The sequence below is a fragment of the Paenibacillus sp. NEAU-GSW1 genome, assembly GCF_009737085.1.
GTDB lineage: Bacteria > Bacillota > Bacilli > Paenibacillales > Paenibacillaceae > Pristimantibacillus.
In genome coordinates, this window is the sequence record NZ_WOVL01000008.1 from 162,374 (window position 1) to 177,879 (window position 15,506).

The window sequence follows — 15,506 nt, forward strand, 5'->3', positions numbered from 1 at the left end:
CTTACGGCGTAATAATCAAACGATGGTCACCTTCGTGCTCCTCGAAGATAATGCCGTCTTGTTTATATTTTTTAAGAATAAAATTCGTTTTCGTCGAAAGCACCTTGTCGATCGGAGACAGCTTGTTGGATACGAAGGAAGCTACTTCTTTCAAGTTTTTCCCTTCAACCTCAACGAGCAAATCGTACGCTCCGGACATTAAATAAACCGATTTCACTTCCGGATATAAGTATATGCGCTCGGCAATGCCTTCAAATCCGCGGCCGCGCTCCGGCGTAATTTGAACTTCGATCAACGCCGTCACTTTCTCGTCGTCAACCTTGCTCCAATTCACAACCGTAGCATATTTAACGATAATATGATTATTCTCAAGCTCGGAGATCGCTTGCTTTACCTCTTCCTCGGATCGGCCGAGCATCGTAGCGATCAGCCCCGCGTCCCTTCTTGCATCTTCCTTAAGCAGTTCCAGCACCTTCAACTGTAAATCGTTCATCGTCGCTATACTCCCTTTACATCAGGATTTGCAGTCATATATTCACACATAATGATAACTATTGATGTAACAAATATTTTACAACGAATTGATACATCCTGCAAAGAAAAAAACCAAGCAGAAACGGCTGCGCCATTCTTTGACGGCGCAGCTTCCGTTTCGCGGTTGAAATATAAGTATTTTTATAAATGAAAATTTATAAAACCTATTCATTAAAACGAAAGACCCCAGAGGGGTCTTTAGCTGTAGTAGGGCTGATGCGTTTGCTGTTGATGCTGCGGTTGCTGGTATTGCGCGAAGTTGCCGAAATTCGGCGCAAAGCCGTTTTGACGCTGCTGCAGCCATTGCGACGTTTTTTGCTGCGTTTGCTGGTACTCCTTAATCTGCTTGTCAATTTCTTGACGAAGCGCCGGAGAAGCGGTGCTGTACATATTTTGCGATTGCATCACTTGGAACAAATCGCCCTGCATTTTCAGCGTGCTGTTGAGCAGGTTGGTGAACATTAGCCGAACGTTAGGGCATGTTGATTCAGTCGCAGCCGTCGCATACTCGCGCACGACCCGCTTCAAATCCGAAAGCACCGTATACGCTAAATCCTCATCTGGCAATGTTGGAGCGGATTGATACATGCTGATCGTCCTCCTCTAATAGGGATGATTTTTTTAGCAAAAAGGTTATTGCTGCGGTTGTGTCGGCGCCAGTGATTGATGCTGCTGGAACGATTGCATTAAAGTTTGATAATGCTGTTGATGCGTGTGCATCATTTGCTGGCCGATCTGTTTAAGCGCCTGGTTGCTGGCAGCCGAAGCCAGCATGGCGTTTTGCTTCATTAGCAAATCTTCATTGGATAAGGAATCCGCAATGTACTCCAGCTCTTTTGCCGTAATCGGTTGATGCATATTCCCCGCCTCCTTTATTTTTGCAGAACCAAATATATTATGAGCGCCTAGGCCGCGATTTATGTATTGCTGCCGTTAATGCACTTCAATTTCGCCGGAATGGCTCAGCGAAACATTAATGTCAATCAGCAACTCATCTGCGTTCGGCATCCATTCGCCCTGCCGCTTCAGTTCCTTCCATTTGCTGTTGTGATAGCGATATAGCTCGTGCTCAAGCGGAAACAAATCAACCCCGTAATCAAGACCGATTTTATAGGTCGATTTTATTTGCTCCTTTATTTTCGCTTCTACTGTGGAAACAATGGAAACAAAATTAAACTCGGGATTCCATTCCACGATATGGCCCATGTAATCCCCGCGCAATCGAAATACCGATTTCCGAGCGTCCCAGCGTATTTTCATTTCCCCTTTGGTAAGAACAACGCTGGCAGTATTTTTCGGCTCATCCTTCGCATTCACCGTTACAATCTGCCGCTGGAAGTTTTCACTTCTCCATCCTAAACCTTTGACTTCATTTTTAGGAAAGAAGCCTTTAAATAAGTTATTCTTAAAAGCGAACACACCGTCAATAGTGACTAAATTCATCTGTTTATCATCATTCGTCCACTCTTTTCCGTTGCTTTTCAAGTTGGGCATTAACAAAGTCATTCCCGGCTCAAAAGCCAGTCTGACGATATCTTCCATGCGGGTCGCTTTCACGAAATTGTTTTCCTCATACACGATGCTCGGATCGAACATCACGCTCGTAAGCGGAGAGGATTCGAAAAAACTGTCGATGGTAAGCACTTTATCCAGATTGTCTTTCGTTCCGAAAACATAAGTCGTATAGCGCGTAGCTCTCATCCGATTCAAGCCTTCCAAAATCGCCGTTAAGCGACTAAACGCCCGTTCATGTACAATGATCGTTTTCAAATGATCCAAGGTAAGAATATATTGCGAGCTGTTCATTAGATTAAACATCGCATGCAGCGGCGTATCGCCCTTCTGTGTACCGATCCAAATCGGATTTTTGCTTATCGATCCCTGTTCTTTTTTTGCGATCGAGCCGAAGGATACTAGCTGCGCATAGACGACATAATGATCATCCACAAAATCCACGCCCAGCGCAGAAATATAGCTGATCTTCTGCAAATTCATTTCATCCCAGCAGCCAGTAGCCGTAAAAAGCAGACTAATGGCCAATATACATTTCACGAAGGCCGGCATTTCTCTTACTCCTCCTCAGCTCTTTTCTTCCAGGGCTTGATTAAAATGGCCGGTATCAGCAATCTCCATTTGATCGGTGCAATTGGAGCCAAATAAGGCTTGCCGAATGATTCTATGGAACACATATAAATCAAGACGGCGAACACCGAAATGTAAAAGCCGAATATTCCGAATAAAGAGGATAGCATGAGAATAAAAAAACGAAGAATGCTAACGGTGCCGCTTAACGACTGATTGACAAGCGTAAATGTAGCAACTGCCGTTATCGCTGCTGCTACGAGCATCGTCGGCGAGGTTAATCCTGCGCTGATCGCTGCATCGCCCACGATGAGCCCTCCTACGACCGATACCGTCTGTCCTACAGCACGCGGCAGTCTAACTCCCGCCTCGCGGAAAAGCTCAAATATGGACAACATAATAAACATTTCCATCGTAGCCGAGACCGGCAAGCCAATTCTCGAAATGGTAATGGTTGCAAGCAAGGAAAACGGAATCTGATCGATGTTATAAGCGGATAAAGCTACCCAAAAGCCAGGCAAGCATAACGCCAAAACTAGTCCCATAAGACGGAGAAGCCGCTCCAGCGAGACGAAATAGTAAGGAAGATGCATATCTTCCGGCGATTTCGTCAGCAGCATTAAATTTGTCGGCGCAATAATGGCCGAAGGCGAGCCGTCTACCAGCAGGGCAAACTTTCCTTTGGTCAACGATTCTACGACATAATCGGGCCGGCCGATATATTCAACAAGCGGAAAAAAGGAGTAAGGGCGATCCGAAATTAAATCCTCAAGCTGTGTTGCGCTGTGCAGCGTTTTAATATGAATATTTCGCAGCCTGTTTCTCGCTTCCTCCACGATTTGCGGATCGGCAACGCCGTCCATATAGAGCAAAGCAACTTCTGTTTGCGATTCCGAGCCAAGACTCCAATATTCACAATGCAAATCAGGTGTCCGCAGTCTACGCCGGACTAGTGCGATATTCGTCACAATGTTTTCAATAAAGCCGTCTCTCGGCCCTTTCAGCGACAGCTCCATTGTCGATTCTTCAGGCTGTCTTCCCGGCTGGCTCGCTAAATCGAAATTAAATACGATACCGCTGCGATTGTGAATGACAATGACGCTGCCGGAAAATAAAGCGGCATATAAACTGTCGATGTCGTTTTTATTATCGAGCGGCATGCGGGAGCCAATAAGTCCGGCAGACCATTTGAGCGCTGAGTCTTGGTCCTCCTCGCCTTTTTGCCCGTTGTCTATCCAGTGGGCAAGCCTTTCCAAATTTGCAGGCAGCGCGATAAAAAACGTCTGCATATCGACCATGCCGCAGCAGGTGATGATTTTGAACAAATGTCCTATTTCGCCATCCGTGCGGAAATCTTGAATGACAACATCATCGGAGCGGCTCAGCCTTGAATAAATGCTATCCAGTTTGCTTCCATTCTTTGACGCATTGCCTTTCATCGCTTTCCGCCTCCATAGATCAGGATTTCACTCTTTTAGTTTTCGCCGGAATAGCCCATACAAACAGTAAAATGGCCAACTGAACAACGCCTGCATACCAAAAATAAGTTTCTTCCCATCTTTCATACGCCAGCTTATGTTTTAGCATTATCGTCGCCGCGATAATGAATAGAAACACAATAATGGACAACCCGATCCACTTCCGCTTCATCCAGCGAAGAGGACCAAATTCATGGGCGATATAAATCGGCATTGCGATCCGAATCAAAGCGCCGGACAGCCATTGGTAAACTGCGAAAAAGTCGACGTGCTCAATATAATCGCCCACTTTTACAATTCTCCATTGCGTGTATGCCGGATACCGCATAATAGAAGCTTCTACGGGACCAAAAATGGTAATTGCCCCCACTGTAGGACCAATCGTAAGCACAGCAAGTACAAAGGTAAGCAGCACTAAATGCCAGCTTTTAAATTTTTTGCTCATATGATGCTGAATCATAAGTAAGTAGGTAATTTCAAGGAACGAGCTTAAGCTTTGCAACGCTCCTTTAAGCACAGGAGCTGCGCCATTTTCCAACAGAGGCAGCAAGTAGCTGTACTCCTTAGCGGGCATATTGGCGGACATAACAAAATCGCCTAGTACTACGACGATAGGCAGCAGGATGCAGGATAAAAACGCGATCGTACGCAAGCCGGAGGCAGCTGCAACGAGGCATAATATACAGAAAAGGCAGGCGGTAACGACGGGCGGCGTTCTGGGCAAATAGGTAGAGCTTGTCCAGCTAACGACATCCACCAATGTCGCAAATGCGATCATTAGTTGAATGCAAATAAATGTAAAGATGACTAGCCAAGCGACAATTCGGGGCATGCGATCATTCAGCCAGCGATCGATCCTCTTGCCGTTGAGTTTAACCAGCGTTCGATGAAGCGGGAAGGCAACAATAGGCAGCATAATAATAAAACCTACAGGCACGCTCAGCCATGCATCCCGTTTCGCAGTGTCGAGCAGCAGCGGGATTATCGTTACATGATTGACAAGTCCTACCGACAGCAGCGTCATCATAACAACAGGCCATAAGCCGAATCGTTTTCTGGAAACCAGATCCATGAGGTCACATCCTTTCGCTCCAGCTTTCCCCATCATTTGAAAAGTCATGCATTTCGGAATACAAGCAAAAATCGCCCTTTCAGCACACCGAGCGGCTGCGATAAGGGCGACTTTCATTAAGGAACGTGTACCGTTTTGACATGATCGAAGTGAAGATAGACGGCATTGCCGCTGGCGGTTGCCAGCTCAATCATGCTTTGGTCGACATTTTTGAGCACGCCTGTCTTGTTAGGGTTTTCCCCCAAATCGAGGACGACAAACTCTCCAATTAACTTCCGCAGCTGTTGATCGAACGTTCTGGCTAACGTGATCGGCGATGGCTTCAATGGAAATTGCTCTGAAGTCAGCGTGTAGGGGGTTAAGTTCGGATTGTACGGTATCAAATATTTCAAATGGTGAAGCGATATGATAACGGTATGGTACACCGGGGAATAAAAGACAAAAAAATCGTTCATAACCGTCGTTACATATCCATGAATAGACTGATTTCCGGTTATATAAATTTCAGAGAACATCCCTTTGGCGTTCATTAATATTTTTCGATACGATATTGGATCATTAAATGGCTCAAAGGGCATCTCCGGTATTTCAAAACTCGTCGTTTCCTGCGTCGAAACTCGCAGTTGCTGTAAGTGTATTAGCGGCACATAAAGAAACTGAACTCCGTTATGAAGAACGAGAATATCCTGGCCGCATTCGATCAGCCTGCCGCGCAGCGGCGTTACTTTACCGGATATTTCAAGTTCAACCTGTCGGTCGAGCAGCGGATGTCGGTTTTTCATGCGATCAACCTCCTTTCATCCGAATACGTTCGCGAGAGTCGCGATAATAGAACCGGGCGCCGGCTATTTATGCCGGGGCCCGGACTACCGCTTACTCTATCGGAACTTATTTGCCCGATTTATTTCCTGATTTGTTGCCCGATTTGTTGCCGCCGGTGTTTGCTCCGCCTGTACGGTTGTTGCCGTTGCTTTTGTTTTTGTTTTTGTTTTCGTTTTTGTTGTCATTTTTTTTGTTGTCATTTTTGTTGTCATTTTTGTTGTTATTGTTGTTATTGCTGTTGCCGCCGGATTTATTGCCGCTCGAACCGCCCGATTTGCCTTCTTTTTTGATCGTGCGGATATGGTCGATCAATACTTGAGTCACTGTTCTGTTGTTGACGATCAAGATGGTATCTTTACATACTTCAGCCAAAAATCCTTCGATCTTCTCAGGGCCGCCCCAGTTCACTTGCACAAACTCGTGTTCAAGCGCCTTAAGAACGCCTCTAAAGTTGTTCGCCTTGATGAAATCGCGGGATCCGCCGCTTCGGTTGCAGCCTTTCACTTCCGTAATGCTTTTTACGTGAGCAGTAACCACATAGACGATGCCTTCATTTGTTCTAACGACAAGGTAGTCGGATTTAACTGCAAGAAGCTTGCCTTCAAACGATTCAGGGCCGCCTTTGTTAATTTTAACGCATTTTCCTACGAGATCTTCAAGGCAGTTTTTTTCTTTTTTGCTGCTTTTATGGCTTTTGTCGCTTTTATCGCTTTTATTCCAAGGATTGTACTGACCTGCATAAGGATAGTAACCGAAATAACTCATGTGTAAATCCCTCCGGATATAGTTTATTAATGATAGTTTTAAAACCTGACTTCACAATCTGCGTCTTATACACTCCTGCTTCATAGCTGTTTGATCTAGCAGGCATCCCTCCAGTACTTGATTCGGATCATCTATCATGGGAGACGATATGTAATATATTTATATGTATCCCCTATATACGGGGTACTAGATTAGTAACCATTTATTCGAGATTAAGTGTTTGACCCATACGATTAGTAGAGTCTGCTCATAGTTTGTAGTAAACCAAGAAGGAGGAGATTTAATGTCTCATAAGAAGTCGGATAACAATATAGTGGAAAACATGAAGAAAGGCACTGGCGGCACTAAAGGTACGAAAGGTACCGGCGGTACTGGCGGCACTAAAGGTACGAAAGGTACTGGCGGTACCGGCGGCACTAAAGGTACGAAAGGTACCGGCGGTACTGGCGGCACTAAAGGTACGAAAGGTACTGGCGGCACTGGCGGCACTAAAGGTACGAAAGGTACCGGCGGTACCGGCGGCACTAAAGGTACGAAAGGTACCGGCGGTACTGGCGGCACCAAAGGCGCGTGAGAGGCTAATCCTAATTTTCAAATATAGTGTCATTTCACCCGGATTCAGAATAGGGTAAATAAGCACAAAAGCCTATCGTTTGTCGATAGGCTTTATCTTTTGCCCAAGGGGTGGACCCATGGAACAGTTTCCAGTTCGTAAAATTACGATTGATGAAGAAGACATGATGGAGCTGCAGCAAGCGGAAAAAAGAAAGAAGTATAAAACCGTCCAATTAGAAATGGACGGAAAAACATATACGGCGCAGTTCGGGTTTCGCGGAGGACATACGCTGCATTACAGCAAGAAATCGTACGAGGTCATTATTGAAGGAGGCACCACGCTCCACTGGAACGCCGAATTTGACGATCCATCGATGATTCGCAACGCGTTATCCTTTCATTTTTTCAATATGATCGGAATACCTTCACCTTTGACCAAGCATATCTGGGTCGAAATTAACGGCAAAGCTCAAGGCGTGTATTTAGAAATCGAAGCGGTTAATACGTATTTCTTCAAAAAAAGAAAGCTTGGCATTAATTCAATCGTATACGCCACTAATGACAGCGCAGATTTCAGTTTAGTCGATCCCGATTCGAAGGAACCGAAAAATTCACTATTTGAAGGCTATGAAATTCAGTACGGCACAACTACGGTTACAAAGCCGCGGCTCATCCGCTTTATTAAAGGCGTCAATCGGTTGTCCGGTAAAAAATTGTCGGCCTATACGGCGAAAAAATTGGACGTCAACCAGTATTTACTCTGGCTGGCCGGAGCGGTTCTAACGGGGAACTATGACGGGTTTGATCAGAACTATGCGCTTTATGAGCATCGCAAAAGCGGCAAGTATCGGATTATTCCTTGGGATTACGAGGGTACCTGGGGGCGGAATTGCTATGGAAGGCCTTGCGGCAGTAACTTGGTAAGGCTTCAAGGCTACAATAAGCTTACCGAGAAGCTATTCGCTTATTCTTCCTGTCGAAAAGCCTATAAAGCAATTATGTATCGCGTTCTAAAAAATCATTTTACAGTCGAACGGATTGATCCGGTCATTGTCCGGATGTACCAGCAATTAACGCCAGCCATCCGGGATGACTTTACGAGAAAAAGCAGCTTTGACACTTTTTTGAATGAGCCCGCTTTTATCCTCGATTATGTTCGGGAGCGGAGAGCCGTTATCAAAACCGCATTGAAAGCTTGGAAAGCTTAATTTTAAAAAATATCCATGCTCAAGTAGCGCTCGCCCGTATCCGGGGCAATGCAAAGCACTCTTTTACCAGGGCCCAGCCTCTTCGCCACTTGCATTGCCGCCCATACGGAAGCGCCGGAGGACGGCCCAAGCAGCATTCCCTCTTTGCGCGCCAAATCACGCATCGTTGATAGCGCGTCATCATCGGCTACTTGAATAATTTCATTATATATAGACGTATTGAGAATTGGCGGTACAAATCCGGGGCTGGTTCCGACAAGCTTATGCGGTCCGGGCTGGCCTCCCGATAGTACTGGAGAACCTTTTGGCTCCACTACCGCAACATACAAATCAGGCAGCTCTTCCTTCAGCTTCTCGCCTGTTCCGGTTATCGTGCCTCCCGTTCCAGCCGTTGCCACAAACGCGTCCAGCCGTCCTTCCATTTGCTCCATAATTTCAATAGCCGTAGTAACCCGGTGAATAGCCGGGTTCGCTTCGTTCTCGAATTGGTTCGGGATAAAGCTGCCGGGATTTTGCTGCTGCAGTTCCAACGCTTTACTAATAGAGCCAGGCATCCGTTCAGCCGCAGGCGTCAATACCACTTGTGCGCCGTATGCCTGCACCAGCTTTATCCGTTCCGCAGACATGTTGTCCGGCATAACCAAAATAAGCTTATAGCCTTTCGCAGCCGCGTTCATCGCCAATCCGATTCCGGTATTTCCGCTCGTCGGTTCAATAATGAGGCTGCCGGGACCAATCAGGCCTTCGCGCTCCGCAGCTTGAATGAGCGAAGCCGCCGCGCGATCCTTTACGCTGCCGCTTGGATTAAATCGCTCCAGCTTCACATAAACCTCCGCGCTTCCTTCCTCTATAATCCGATTCAGCTTAACCGCCGGCGTATCGCCGATCAATTCAATAACTGATTTTACTATTTTTTTCATACCGCTCGCCTCTCGTTTGTCATTTACTTGCTATGAATTGCTTTATGTTGATTGAATAAAGAACGAAGAAACCACCAGCCGGCAATCGGAACTATGCCTACGGCAAACATCAGCCACACGATCGCTGTCGTAGAATGATTAAGCGGAAGTAAAATAAGATAGGCGCTCAATCCGATCAGCCTTCCGATAATGAGTCCCGCCTCCCGCAGCACAATTAACTCTTCCCTCATTGCTGCACTCTTCTCCGATTGTCCAATCAGATCGAATACTCGCGATGTAATTGGAATGATGTAGAGCGGCAAAAACAATGAAGTGCCGATACCGAAAACGAGCAAGGTTATATAGGTTACCTTCGTGAATAATGGCAAAATAACAGCTCCAAGCATTACAGTGCCAAGCAGCATCGCAGCTTTGCGATTGCTAGGCTTCAGCCTTTTCCCGACAAACCAAAAACTGACCAGCGCAACAAAGGATGTAATCAGCGTGTAGCTGCCCAGTCGGCTTTCATCCTGCGTTGCAATATATACGATCAAACCGACCAAAAACATAAATACGCCTTCCCGAACACCTTGGGCAACAATAGCGGCAAACATTTTGCGCCATGGATTTCCTCGCTCGGCAAGCTGCCTATAGCCGTAAGTCCACTCATACCGATTTCCGGTATTTTTACGCTTAACCAGCCAGAAGCTTAAAATAACCGTTATAGCGAAAATGACGAGCGACAACGTAAAAATAAGTTTATATCCTCTTTCACCGCTCATCGTCGTAATGAGATAGCCAGATACCCAGGGCGCAATCATACCCGCCGTTGAGCCGAGCAAACCAGCCCAGCCGTTAAACCGGTCCCGATTGTCCGGCTCTGTAATTTCGAAATATACGACATTGTATGCCAGCCAGTAGAAACCAAGCCCCATACCGCTGAGCATGCCTAACGGCAAGCTGTAAAATCTGGCCTGCTGGCCGAGCAGCAGCACCGTTAAATAAAAGCTCCCCGACAGCACGATGCCAAGACGGAGGCTGTTCATTTTGTTATGTTCTTTCACCCATTTGCCGGCAATCCAAAAGGTAAGTCCGCCAATCGCATATTGCCCGAGCGCATACCAGCCGATCAGCATGTAAGATTGGCTTGCTTTCCATAAATATACCGGCACAAAAGTGCCTGACAAGGCATGTCCGATGGCAGCCAGCCATTGCACGGCAAGCAGCAGCACGGCTTGGCTGTCGAAAGCACCTTCCCCTCTTGAACGGAGGTTCGATACTTTCGCAGCGGCAGCGTTTTTATACAAAACGATTCTCCTCCTAAAACGTTACGAAGTAAACATAGCATCGTAACGGTGAAATATCGTTTTGTAAGTTGCCCTAATTCTAGCCGTGCCATGCGGAGCCCGCTATTGCTAATCTTTCTTATTCTTTAGGACTTAGCGCTTTCACAAGCACTTCGCGGTCGCGATCGCTTAGAATTGCTGAAGTATTAAAGCAGGCTGGGCAAATATAAATGACCGTCTCAAACGGAGATTGAACAAGCGGCTTTCCGACAGCCGGATGAATCGTCGGCTCGACATTTATTTTTTGCTTGCCCGCTTCAATCATATATTCACGGCAAGAAGGACACTCCGGAGCCTCCTCTTGATGATCGACGATTTGCTGGAGCTTCTCCTCGACTCCAAGCCAAGCGCGATTCGTGCGTCTAAAGCCCTCGTCGCCCTCGCTCCATTGCTGTCCGCCGTACGAATCGTCTTCGTCCTGCGCGTCCCACTCCGGCTCCTGGTCTTCTTGGTCTTCATCCTCATCATCGCGATCAATGCCAATTTGCACCGTACGATACCCGCTTAATTCATTGTCGCAATGCGGACAATGCTTCTCAATTCCGATTTCTTCATCCCACACAATTTCCGTCATACACCACGGACATATCGTTTGCTCTTGCTCTTGATCGTGCTTGGTCATTCAAGCTCCCCCTAATCATCTCTTCTAATTATTCATCAAATAAATAACGCCAAACGCAAAAAATAAAATGGCAACGACAAGCAGAATGCCCCATAGGTATTTCATGCCTTTATCCTCTTTCCCAATCTACAATGTAACCGTCGCTCCGATGACATAGGACAGCGATATGGAGATGAGCATCGCAATAAATCCTACAGCGCGATTGTCCTTGGCAATTTCCTCGTCAATGCGGAAGACCGGAGTTAAAAATTCAAATAAAAAATACGCCGCTAATAAAATGACAAAACCGAATGCGCCCCATATTATGCTCTGATATATCGAATCATTGGTTTCAATTGAAAAGCGGAAAATGTTGCAAATACCGAAAATTTTTCCGCCCGTCGCCATCGCAACCGCCAAATTGCCTTTTTTTATTTCACTCCAGCAATTGTAGCGAGTTACCAATTCAAATATGAACAAAAACACAATAAGCGACAGCACAACAAGCGATACATAAATAAGCGATGCCCCATAGGAATTGCTGAGCAGACGATCTACCTCATGCTCCATTCTCGATTCCACCTTCACCGAATCGTAAACAGATTGCCGCTCTTTCCAGAACGGCATTTCCGTTTCGCAATAAACTATTTCAGCTCAGCAACCGTAACGCCGTTGCCGCCTTCGCCGTATTCGCCAAGCCTGAACGCTTTGACCAGGCTATGCTTGCGCAAATATTGCTGAATGCCTGTGCGCAGCACGCCCGTTCCCTTGCCGTGAATAATATAAACTTGGCCCATGCCAGACAAATAGGATTCATCCAGGAAACGATCGACTTCGATAATCGCTTCCTCCAAATTTTCGCCTCGCAAATCAAGCTCCATCCTTACGGTATCATCCTTCGTCCGCTTCAGACTGGAAGTCTGCTTCGGCTGCTGCGTTTTGACAGCCGCGCCTGCTTTAACCAGCTCTAAATCGTCCAACGCCACTTTCATTTTCATAATGCCGAGCTGGACCGTAGCTTCGGAGCCGGAAATATCGACCACCGTGCCTTTTTGATTCAAGCTGTACACCGCGACTTCGTCGCCCGGCTCAATTTTGGCCGCTTTGCCTGCCGAAGCGCTCGCAGGCCGTTTTTTCTTGGCCAGCTCCGGAGCCGCTTCATCGAGCTTTCTCCGCGCTTCAATCAGCTTATGCTCTTTAACCGATGCGCCTTCCTCCATCGCCAGCTTGCGTAAATCGGCAATAATTTGCTCGGCTTCCTTCCTTGCCTTTGCTACTGCCTCTTGCGCTTCTTGTTGCGCCTTCAACAGCAGCTTGTCGCGCTGCTCCTCGAAACGGCGAATTTCCGCTTCGTGGCGCTCGCGCTGCCTTTCCATCTCGCGGCGAAGCATCTCCGCCGATTGGCGCTCCGACTCGGCGCTCAGCCGGTCCTCTTCAAGTGAAGCGATCATATTCTCAACGCGTTGGTCCTCTTCGCTCACTTCGCCTCTAGCATGGTCGATAATCAATTTATCAAGACCAAGCCGTTCCGCAATCGCAAACGCGTTGCTTCGGCCCGGAACGCCAACGAGCAGCCGATACGTCGGACTGAGCGTCGAAATGTCAAACTCCATGCTTGCATTAATAACGCCTTTGCGATTATAGGCATAAGCTTTCAGCTCGCTGTAATGCGTCGTTGCGACAATTCTGCTGTCTTTCCGATGAATATGCTCCAAAATCGCAATAGCAAGCGCAGAACCTTCGGCCGGATCCGTTCCGGCGCCGAGCTCGTCAAGCAGCACCAAGCTCTTGGACGTCATCGAGTTCAATATGCGGATAATGTTTGTCAAATGGCTGGAGAATGTGCTTAAGCTTTGCTCGATACTCTGCTCGTCGCCAATATCGGCGTAGATCGCATCAAACACGCAGAGCTGGCTTCCATCCTCAGCCGGAACGAATAAACCGGACATAGCCATCAGGCTGAGCAAGCCGATCGTTTTTAACGAAACGGTCTTGCCGCCCGTATTCGGACCAGTAACGATAATGGCTGTATATTGGTTGCCGAGCTCGACGTCAAGCGGAACGACTTTGTCCGCAGCGATAAGCGGATGGCGGCCGCGCTTCAGCTTAATAAAGCCTCTGTCGTTCATTCTCGGCAGCGTCGCTTTCAGCTCATGCGCCATCCGCGCTTTTGCATATGCGAAATCAAGGCGGCCAAGCAGCTCCAGGTTGTAAATCAAGTCATCGACATGCTCCGCCGCTTTCGCAGTCAGCTTTTGCAATATCTTTTCTATTTCGCGAAGCTCCGCCGCTTTCAGTTCCCGCAGCTTGTTGTTCATCGCGACAATCGTTTCCGGTTCGATAAACAGCGTTGCCCCGGAACCGGACTGATCATGAACGATACCGCCGAAATGCGACCGGTATTCCGCTTTTACCGGAATGACGTAACGGTCGCCGCGAATCGTAACGATGGCGTCCTGAAGCATTTTTTGCACCGAGCTTGATCGAATCATTTGCTCCAGCTTCTCGCGCACTCTCGATTCGCCGCTTCGCAGCTCTCTCCTTACAGAAGCCAGCTCCACGCTTGCGCTGTCAAGCACTTCGCCTTGATCGTCGATACATTCGAATATTGCGTCCTCCAGCGGCTTATGCTCGGAAAGCTGGTCGGAGGTTTGGTGCAGCAGCGGAATCGGATCGTCTTCGTGCAGCATCTCGATATGCTTCTTCACGCGCCTCGACCCGCGAGCCGTAGAAGCGATATCAAGCAGCTCCCCAGGATTCAGCGTTCCTCCGATCCGCGCCCGATGCAGCGGCGCGCTAATATCGACAATGCCGCCAAACGGCGCATTTCCTTTAAGGCGGTCCGCTTTGTACGCCTCGTCGGTCGCTTGGAGCGAAAGCTTTACCAGCTCAAGATCAGAGCTTGGCGCAAGCCGTTCAACCTCTTGTTTGCCAAGCGAAGTCGCAGCATGCTGAACTAATTTATGTTTTATTTTGTGGAATTCGAGCGTTGATAAAATTTTAGTGTCCAAAGTAACACTCCTCTCGCCATTTCATTATATCCGAACCGCAGCGCGGATGCACGAATTAGCCTTTTGCGATACATGGTTTATTTAATATTGGTCATACTACAAAATGAATTCGATGTGCCACTACTTTTGGCTCACGAAGCGTACTTAGCTTCGCCAATCTTGATGAGGAGGCTTTGACATGAATTTTCTAGGCCATGTTGTTCGATTTATCGTTTCAGCGCTTGTGTTAATGGTCGTCGGTTGGATTGTTCCGCAATTTAGCGTAGGCGGCTTCTGGAGCGCTTTTTTCCTGGCTTTGGTTATCGCAGCGCTGGGTTGGATCATTGAAGGCATTTTCGGCAAAAAGGTTACGCCGTTTGGACGCGGCATCGTCGGCTTTATTGCCAGCGTAGTCGTTATCTGGGTTGCGCAATTTATAGTCGGCGGAGTAAACGTAACTTGGCTGGGCGCCATTCTTGCTGCTCTTGTGATCGGGATTATTGATTTGTTTATCCCGGTCAGCACGCCATATGAAGCAGGACGCAGCACTCGGGATCACGATTAACCGCAAGCGATGCGGCGCTGCTGACAAGCACGAAGCCCTTACTCTCCTCGGGGATTAAGGGCTTTTCTTTTTTTGTCACGAGCCTGTCACTGCAAAAAAGAACATATTCAGCTACAATAGTAATGAGCATCAAAATTTTTCCGTTCCAAAAGGGGGAGCTTTTCATGAAAAAATGGATTCTATTCGCAGCATCTCTCTGCCTTGTTGCAGTAATCGCAGCTTGCGGAAGCAACAATGCAAAGACCGAAAATACATCGAGCGGTGTATCTGAACCAAATACGGCAGCTCCGGAAGTCGTTATCAAAGCGAAAAGCTGGGAGTTCGAAGAAGCCGAGTATAAAATCAAAGCCGGAGAAGCTGTTAATCTAACGCTTGAATCGACTGACGGCGTTCACGGCATTGAAATTTCCAAAACCGATGTTAAAATCGGCAACAACAAAACGCAAACGGTAACGCTCGAAGCCGGCGAATACGAAATTAGCTGCAACGTGCCATGCGGCAACGGACATCGTAATATGAAAACTAAATTGATCGTATCGTAATCGAAGCACGCACAAGTATGGCTATGCAAGCCCTGCCCTTCTATTTT

The 15,506-nt window shown here is 47.4% G+C and carries 17 protein-coding genes; 4 read left to right on the top strand and 13 right to left on the bottom strand.

Going from position 1 to position 15,506, the window contains the following annotated elements:
• Position 1: 1 nt before the first annotated feature.
• The 8 genes from GOM71_RS08115 to GOM71_RS08150 form a co-directional block, all read right to left on the bottom strand.
• Positions 2 to 493, bottom strand: a complete 492-nt coding sequence (locus tag GOM71_RS08115) for an Lrp/AsnC family transcriptional regulator (protein WP_156279652.1) — start codon at positions 491 to 493, stop codon at positions 2 to 4.
• A 239-nt stretch (positions 494 to 732) separates the two neighbouring features.
• Positions 733 to 1,122, bottom strand: coding sequence for a spore coat protein (locus tag GOM71_RS08120; protein WP_156279654.1), 390 nt, complete (start codon positions 1,120 to 1,122; stop codon positions 733 to 735).
• A gap of 45 nt (positions 1,123 to 1,167) precedes the next feature.
• Positions 1,168 to 1,392 (bottom strand): hypothetical protein, encoded by a 225-nt coding sequence (locus GOM71_RS08125; protein ID WP_156279656.1) that lies wholly within the window; start codon positions 1,390 to 1,392, stop codon positions 1,168 to 1,170.
• A gap of 75 nt (positions 1,393 to 1,467) precedes the next feature.
• Positions 1,468 to 2,598: a Ger(x)C family spore germination protein gene (locus GOM71_RS08130; protein ID WP_156279658.1), complete on the bottom strand. Its 1,131-nt coding sequence runs from the start codon at positions 2,596 to 2,598 to the stop codon at positions 1,468 to 1,470.
• Positions 2,599 to 2,603: 5 nt separating this feature from the next.
• Positions 2,604 to 4,055 carry a spore germination protein gene (locus GOM71_RS08135; protein ID WP_156279662.1) on the bottom strand — a complete coding sequence of 484 codons (1,452 nt, stop codon included), beginning with the start codon at positions 4,053 to 4,055 and terminating at the stop codon, positions 2,604 to 2,606.
• A 19-nt stretch (positions 4,056 to 4,074) separates the two neighbouring features.
• A complete protein-coding gene (locus tag GOM71_RS08140; protein WP_173275380.1) occupies positions 4,075 to 5,166 on the bottom strand; it encodes a GerAB/ArcD/ProY family transporter in 1,092 nt (363 codons plus the stop codon).
• A 116-nt stretch (positions 5,167 to 5,282) separates the two neighbouring features.
• Positions 5,283 to 5,948: a DUF2642 domain-containing protein gene (locus tag GOM71_RS08145; RefSeq protein ID WP_156279666.1), complete on the bottom strand. Its 666-nt coding sequence runs from the start codon at positions 5,946 to 5,948 to the stop codon at positions 5,283 to 5,285.
• Positions 5,949 to 6,054: 106 nt separating this feature from the next.
• On the bottom strand, positions 6,055 to 6,753 hold the full coding sequence (locus GOM71_RS08150) for a hypothetical protein (RefSeq protein ID WP_156279668.1): 699 nt from the start codon (positions 6,751 to 6,753) through the stop codon (positions 6,055 to 6,057).
• 283 nt (positions 6,754 to 7,036) lie between these two features.
• On the opposite strand from GOM71_RS08150, the gene GOM71_RS08155 reads away from it, so the two are divergent.
• Positions 7,037 to 7,327 carry a hypothetical protein gene (locus GOM71_RS08155; protein WP_216651724.1) on the top strand — a complete coding sequence of 97 codons (291 nt, stop codon included), beginning with the start codon at positions 7,037 to 7,039 and terminating at the stop codon, positions 7,325 to 7,327.
• A gap of 118 nt (positions 7,328 to 7,445) precedes the next feature.
• A complete protein-coding gene (locus GOM71_RS08160) occupies positions 7,446 to 8,516 on the top strand; it encodes a CotH kinase family protein (RefSeq protein WP_156279670.1) in 1,071 nt (356 codons plus the stop codon).
• A gap of 2 nt (positions 8,517 to 8,518) precedes the next feature.
• Here GOM71_RS08160 and cysK read toward each other — a convergent pair whose 3' ends face one another.
• The 5 genes from cysK to GOM71_RS08185 form a co-directional block, all read right to left on the bottom strand.
• Positions 8,519 to 9,436: a cysteine synthase A gene (cysK, locus tag GOM71_RS08165; protein WP_156279675.1), complete on the bottom strand. Its 918-nt coding sequence runs from the start codon at positions 9,434 to 9,436 to the stop codon at positions 8,519 to 8,521.
• Positions 9,437 to 9,459: 23 nt separating this feature from the next.
• Positions 9,460 to 10,722, bottom strand: coding sequence for an MFS transporter (locus GOM71_RS08170; protein WP_156279677.1), 1,263 nt, complete (start codon positions 10,720 to 10,722; stop codon positions 9,460 to 9,462).
• A 118-nt stretch (positions 10,723 to 10,840) separates the two neighbouring features.
• Positions 10,841 to 11,383 (bottom strand): hypothetical protein, encoded by a 543-nt coding sequence (locus GOM71_RS08175; protein WP_156279679.1) that lies wholly within the window; start codon positions 11,381 to 11,383, stop codon positions 10,841 to 10,843.
• Positions 11,384 to 11,509: 126 nt separating this feature from the next.
• A complete protein-coding gene (locus tag GOM71_RS08180; RefSeq protein ID WP_156279681.1) occupies positions 11,510 to 11,932 on the bottom strand; it encodes a DUF350 domain-containing protein in 423 nt (140 codons plus the stop codon).
• 74 nt (positions 11,933 to 12,006) lie between these two features.
• The gene (locus tag GOM71_RS08185; RefSeq protein WP_156279683.1) at positions 12,007 to 14,373 is read right to left on the bottom strand and encodes an endonuclease MutS2; all 2,367 of its coding nucleotides are present in this window, start codon (positions 14,371 to 14,373) and stop codon (positions 12,007 to 12,009) included.
• Between the two features lie 178 nt (positions 14,374 to 14,551).
• Between GOM71_RS08185 and GOM71_RS08190 the strand changes: the two genes are divergently transcribed.
• Together GOM71_RS08190 and GOM71_RS08195 are read left to right on the top strand one after the other, a co-directional pair.
• Positions 14,552 to 14,917, top strand: coding sequence for a phage holin family protein (locus tag GOM71_RS08190; protein ID WP_156279685.1), 366 nt, complete (start codon positions 14,552 to 14,554; stop codon positions 14,915 to 14,917).
• Between the two features lie 164 nt (positions 14,918 to 15,081).
• The gene (locus GOM71_RS08195) at positions 15,082 to 15,459 is read left to right on the top strand and encodes a cupredoxin domain-containing protein (protein ID WP_173275383.1); all 378 of its coding nucleotides are present in this window, start codon (positions 15,082 to 15,084) and stop codon (positions 15,457 to 15,459) included.
• Positions 15,460 to 15,506 lie beyond the last annotated feature (47 nt).

Excerpts from the sequence above, each read along its gene's own strand:
- GOM71_RS08115 (WP_156279652.1), bottom strand. The coding sequence starts at position 493 with ATGAACGATTTACAGTTGAAGGTGCTGGAACTGCTTAAGGAAGATGCA.
- GOM71_RS08120 (WP_156279654.1), bottom strand. The coding sequence starts at position 1,122 with ATGTATCAATCCGCTCCAACATTGCCAGATGAGGATTTAGCGTATACG.
- GOM71_RS08125 (WP_156279656.1), bottom strand. The coding sequence starts at position 1,392 with ATGCATCAACCGATTACGGCAAAAGAGCTGGAGTACATTGCGGATTCC.
- GOM71_RS08130 (WP_156279658.1), bottom strand. The coding sequence starts at position 2,598 with ATGCCGGCCTTCGTGAAATGTATATTGGCCATTAGTCTGCTTTTTACG.
- GOM71_RS08135 (WP_156279662.1), bottom strand. The coding sequence starts at position 4,055 with ATGAAAGGCAATGCGTCAAAGAATGGAAGCAAACTGGATAGCATTTAT.
- GOM71_RS08140 (WP_173275380.1), bottom strand. The coding sequence starts at position 5,166 with ATGGATCTGGTTTCCAGAAAACGATTCGGCTTATGGCCTGTTGTTATG.
- GOM71_RS08145 (WP_156279666.1), bottom strand. The coding sequence starts at position 5,948 with ATGAAAAACCGACATCCGCTGCTCGACCGACAGGTTGAACTTGAAATA.
- GOM71_RS08150 (WP_156279668.1), bottom strand. The coding sequence starts at position 6,753 with ATGAGTTATTTCGGTTACTATCCTTATGCAGGTCAGTACAATCCTTGG.
- GOM71_RS08155 (WP_216651724.1), top strand. The coding sequence starts at position 7,037 with ATGTCTCATAAGAAGTCGGATAACAATATAGTGGAAAACATGAAGAAA.
- GOM71_RS08160 (WP_156279670.1), top strand. The coding sequence starts at position 7,446 with ATGGAACAGTTTCCAGTTCGTAAAATTACGATTGATGAAGAAGACATG.
- cysK (WP_156279675.1), bottom strand. The coding sequence starts at position 9,436 with ATGAAAAAAATAGTAAAATCAGTTATTGAATTGATCGGCGATACGCCG.
- GOM71_RS08175 (WP_156279679.1), bottom strand. The coding sequence starts at position 11,383 with ATGACCAAGCACGATCAAGAGCAAGAGCAAACGATATGTCCGTGGTGT.
- GOM71_RS08180 (WP_156279681.1), bottom strand. The coding sequence starts at position 11,932 with ATGGAGCATGAGGTAGATCGTCTGCTCAGCAATTCCTATGGGGCATCG.
- GOM71_RS08190 (WP_156279685.1), top strand. The coding sequence starts at position 14,552 with ATGAATTTTCTAGGCCATGTTGTTCGATTTATCGTTTCAGCGCTTGTG.
- GOM71_RS08195 (WP_173275383.1), top strand. The coding sequence starts at position 15,082 with ATGAAAAAATGGATTCTATTCGCAGCATCTCTCTGCCTTGTTGCAGTA.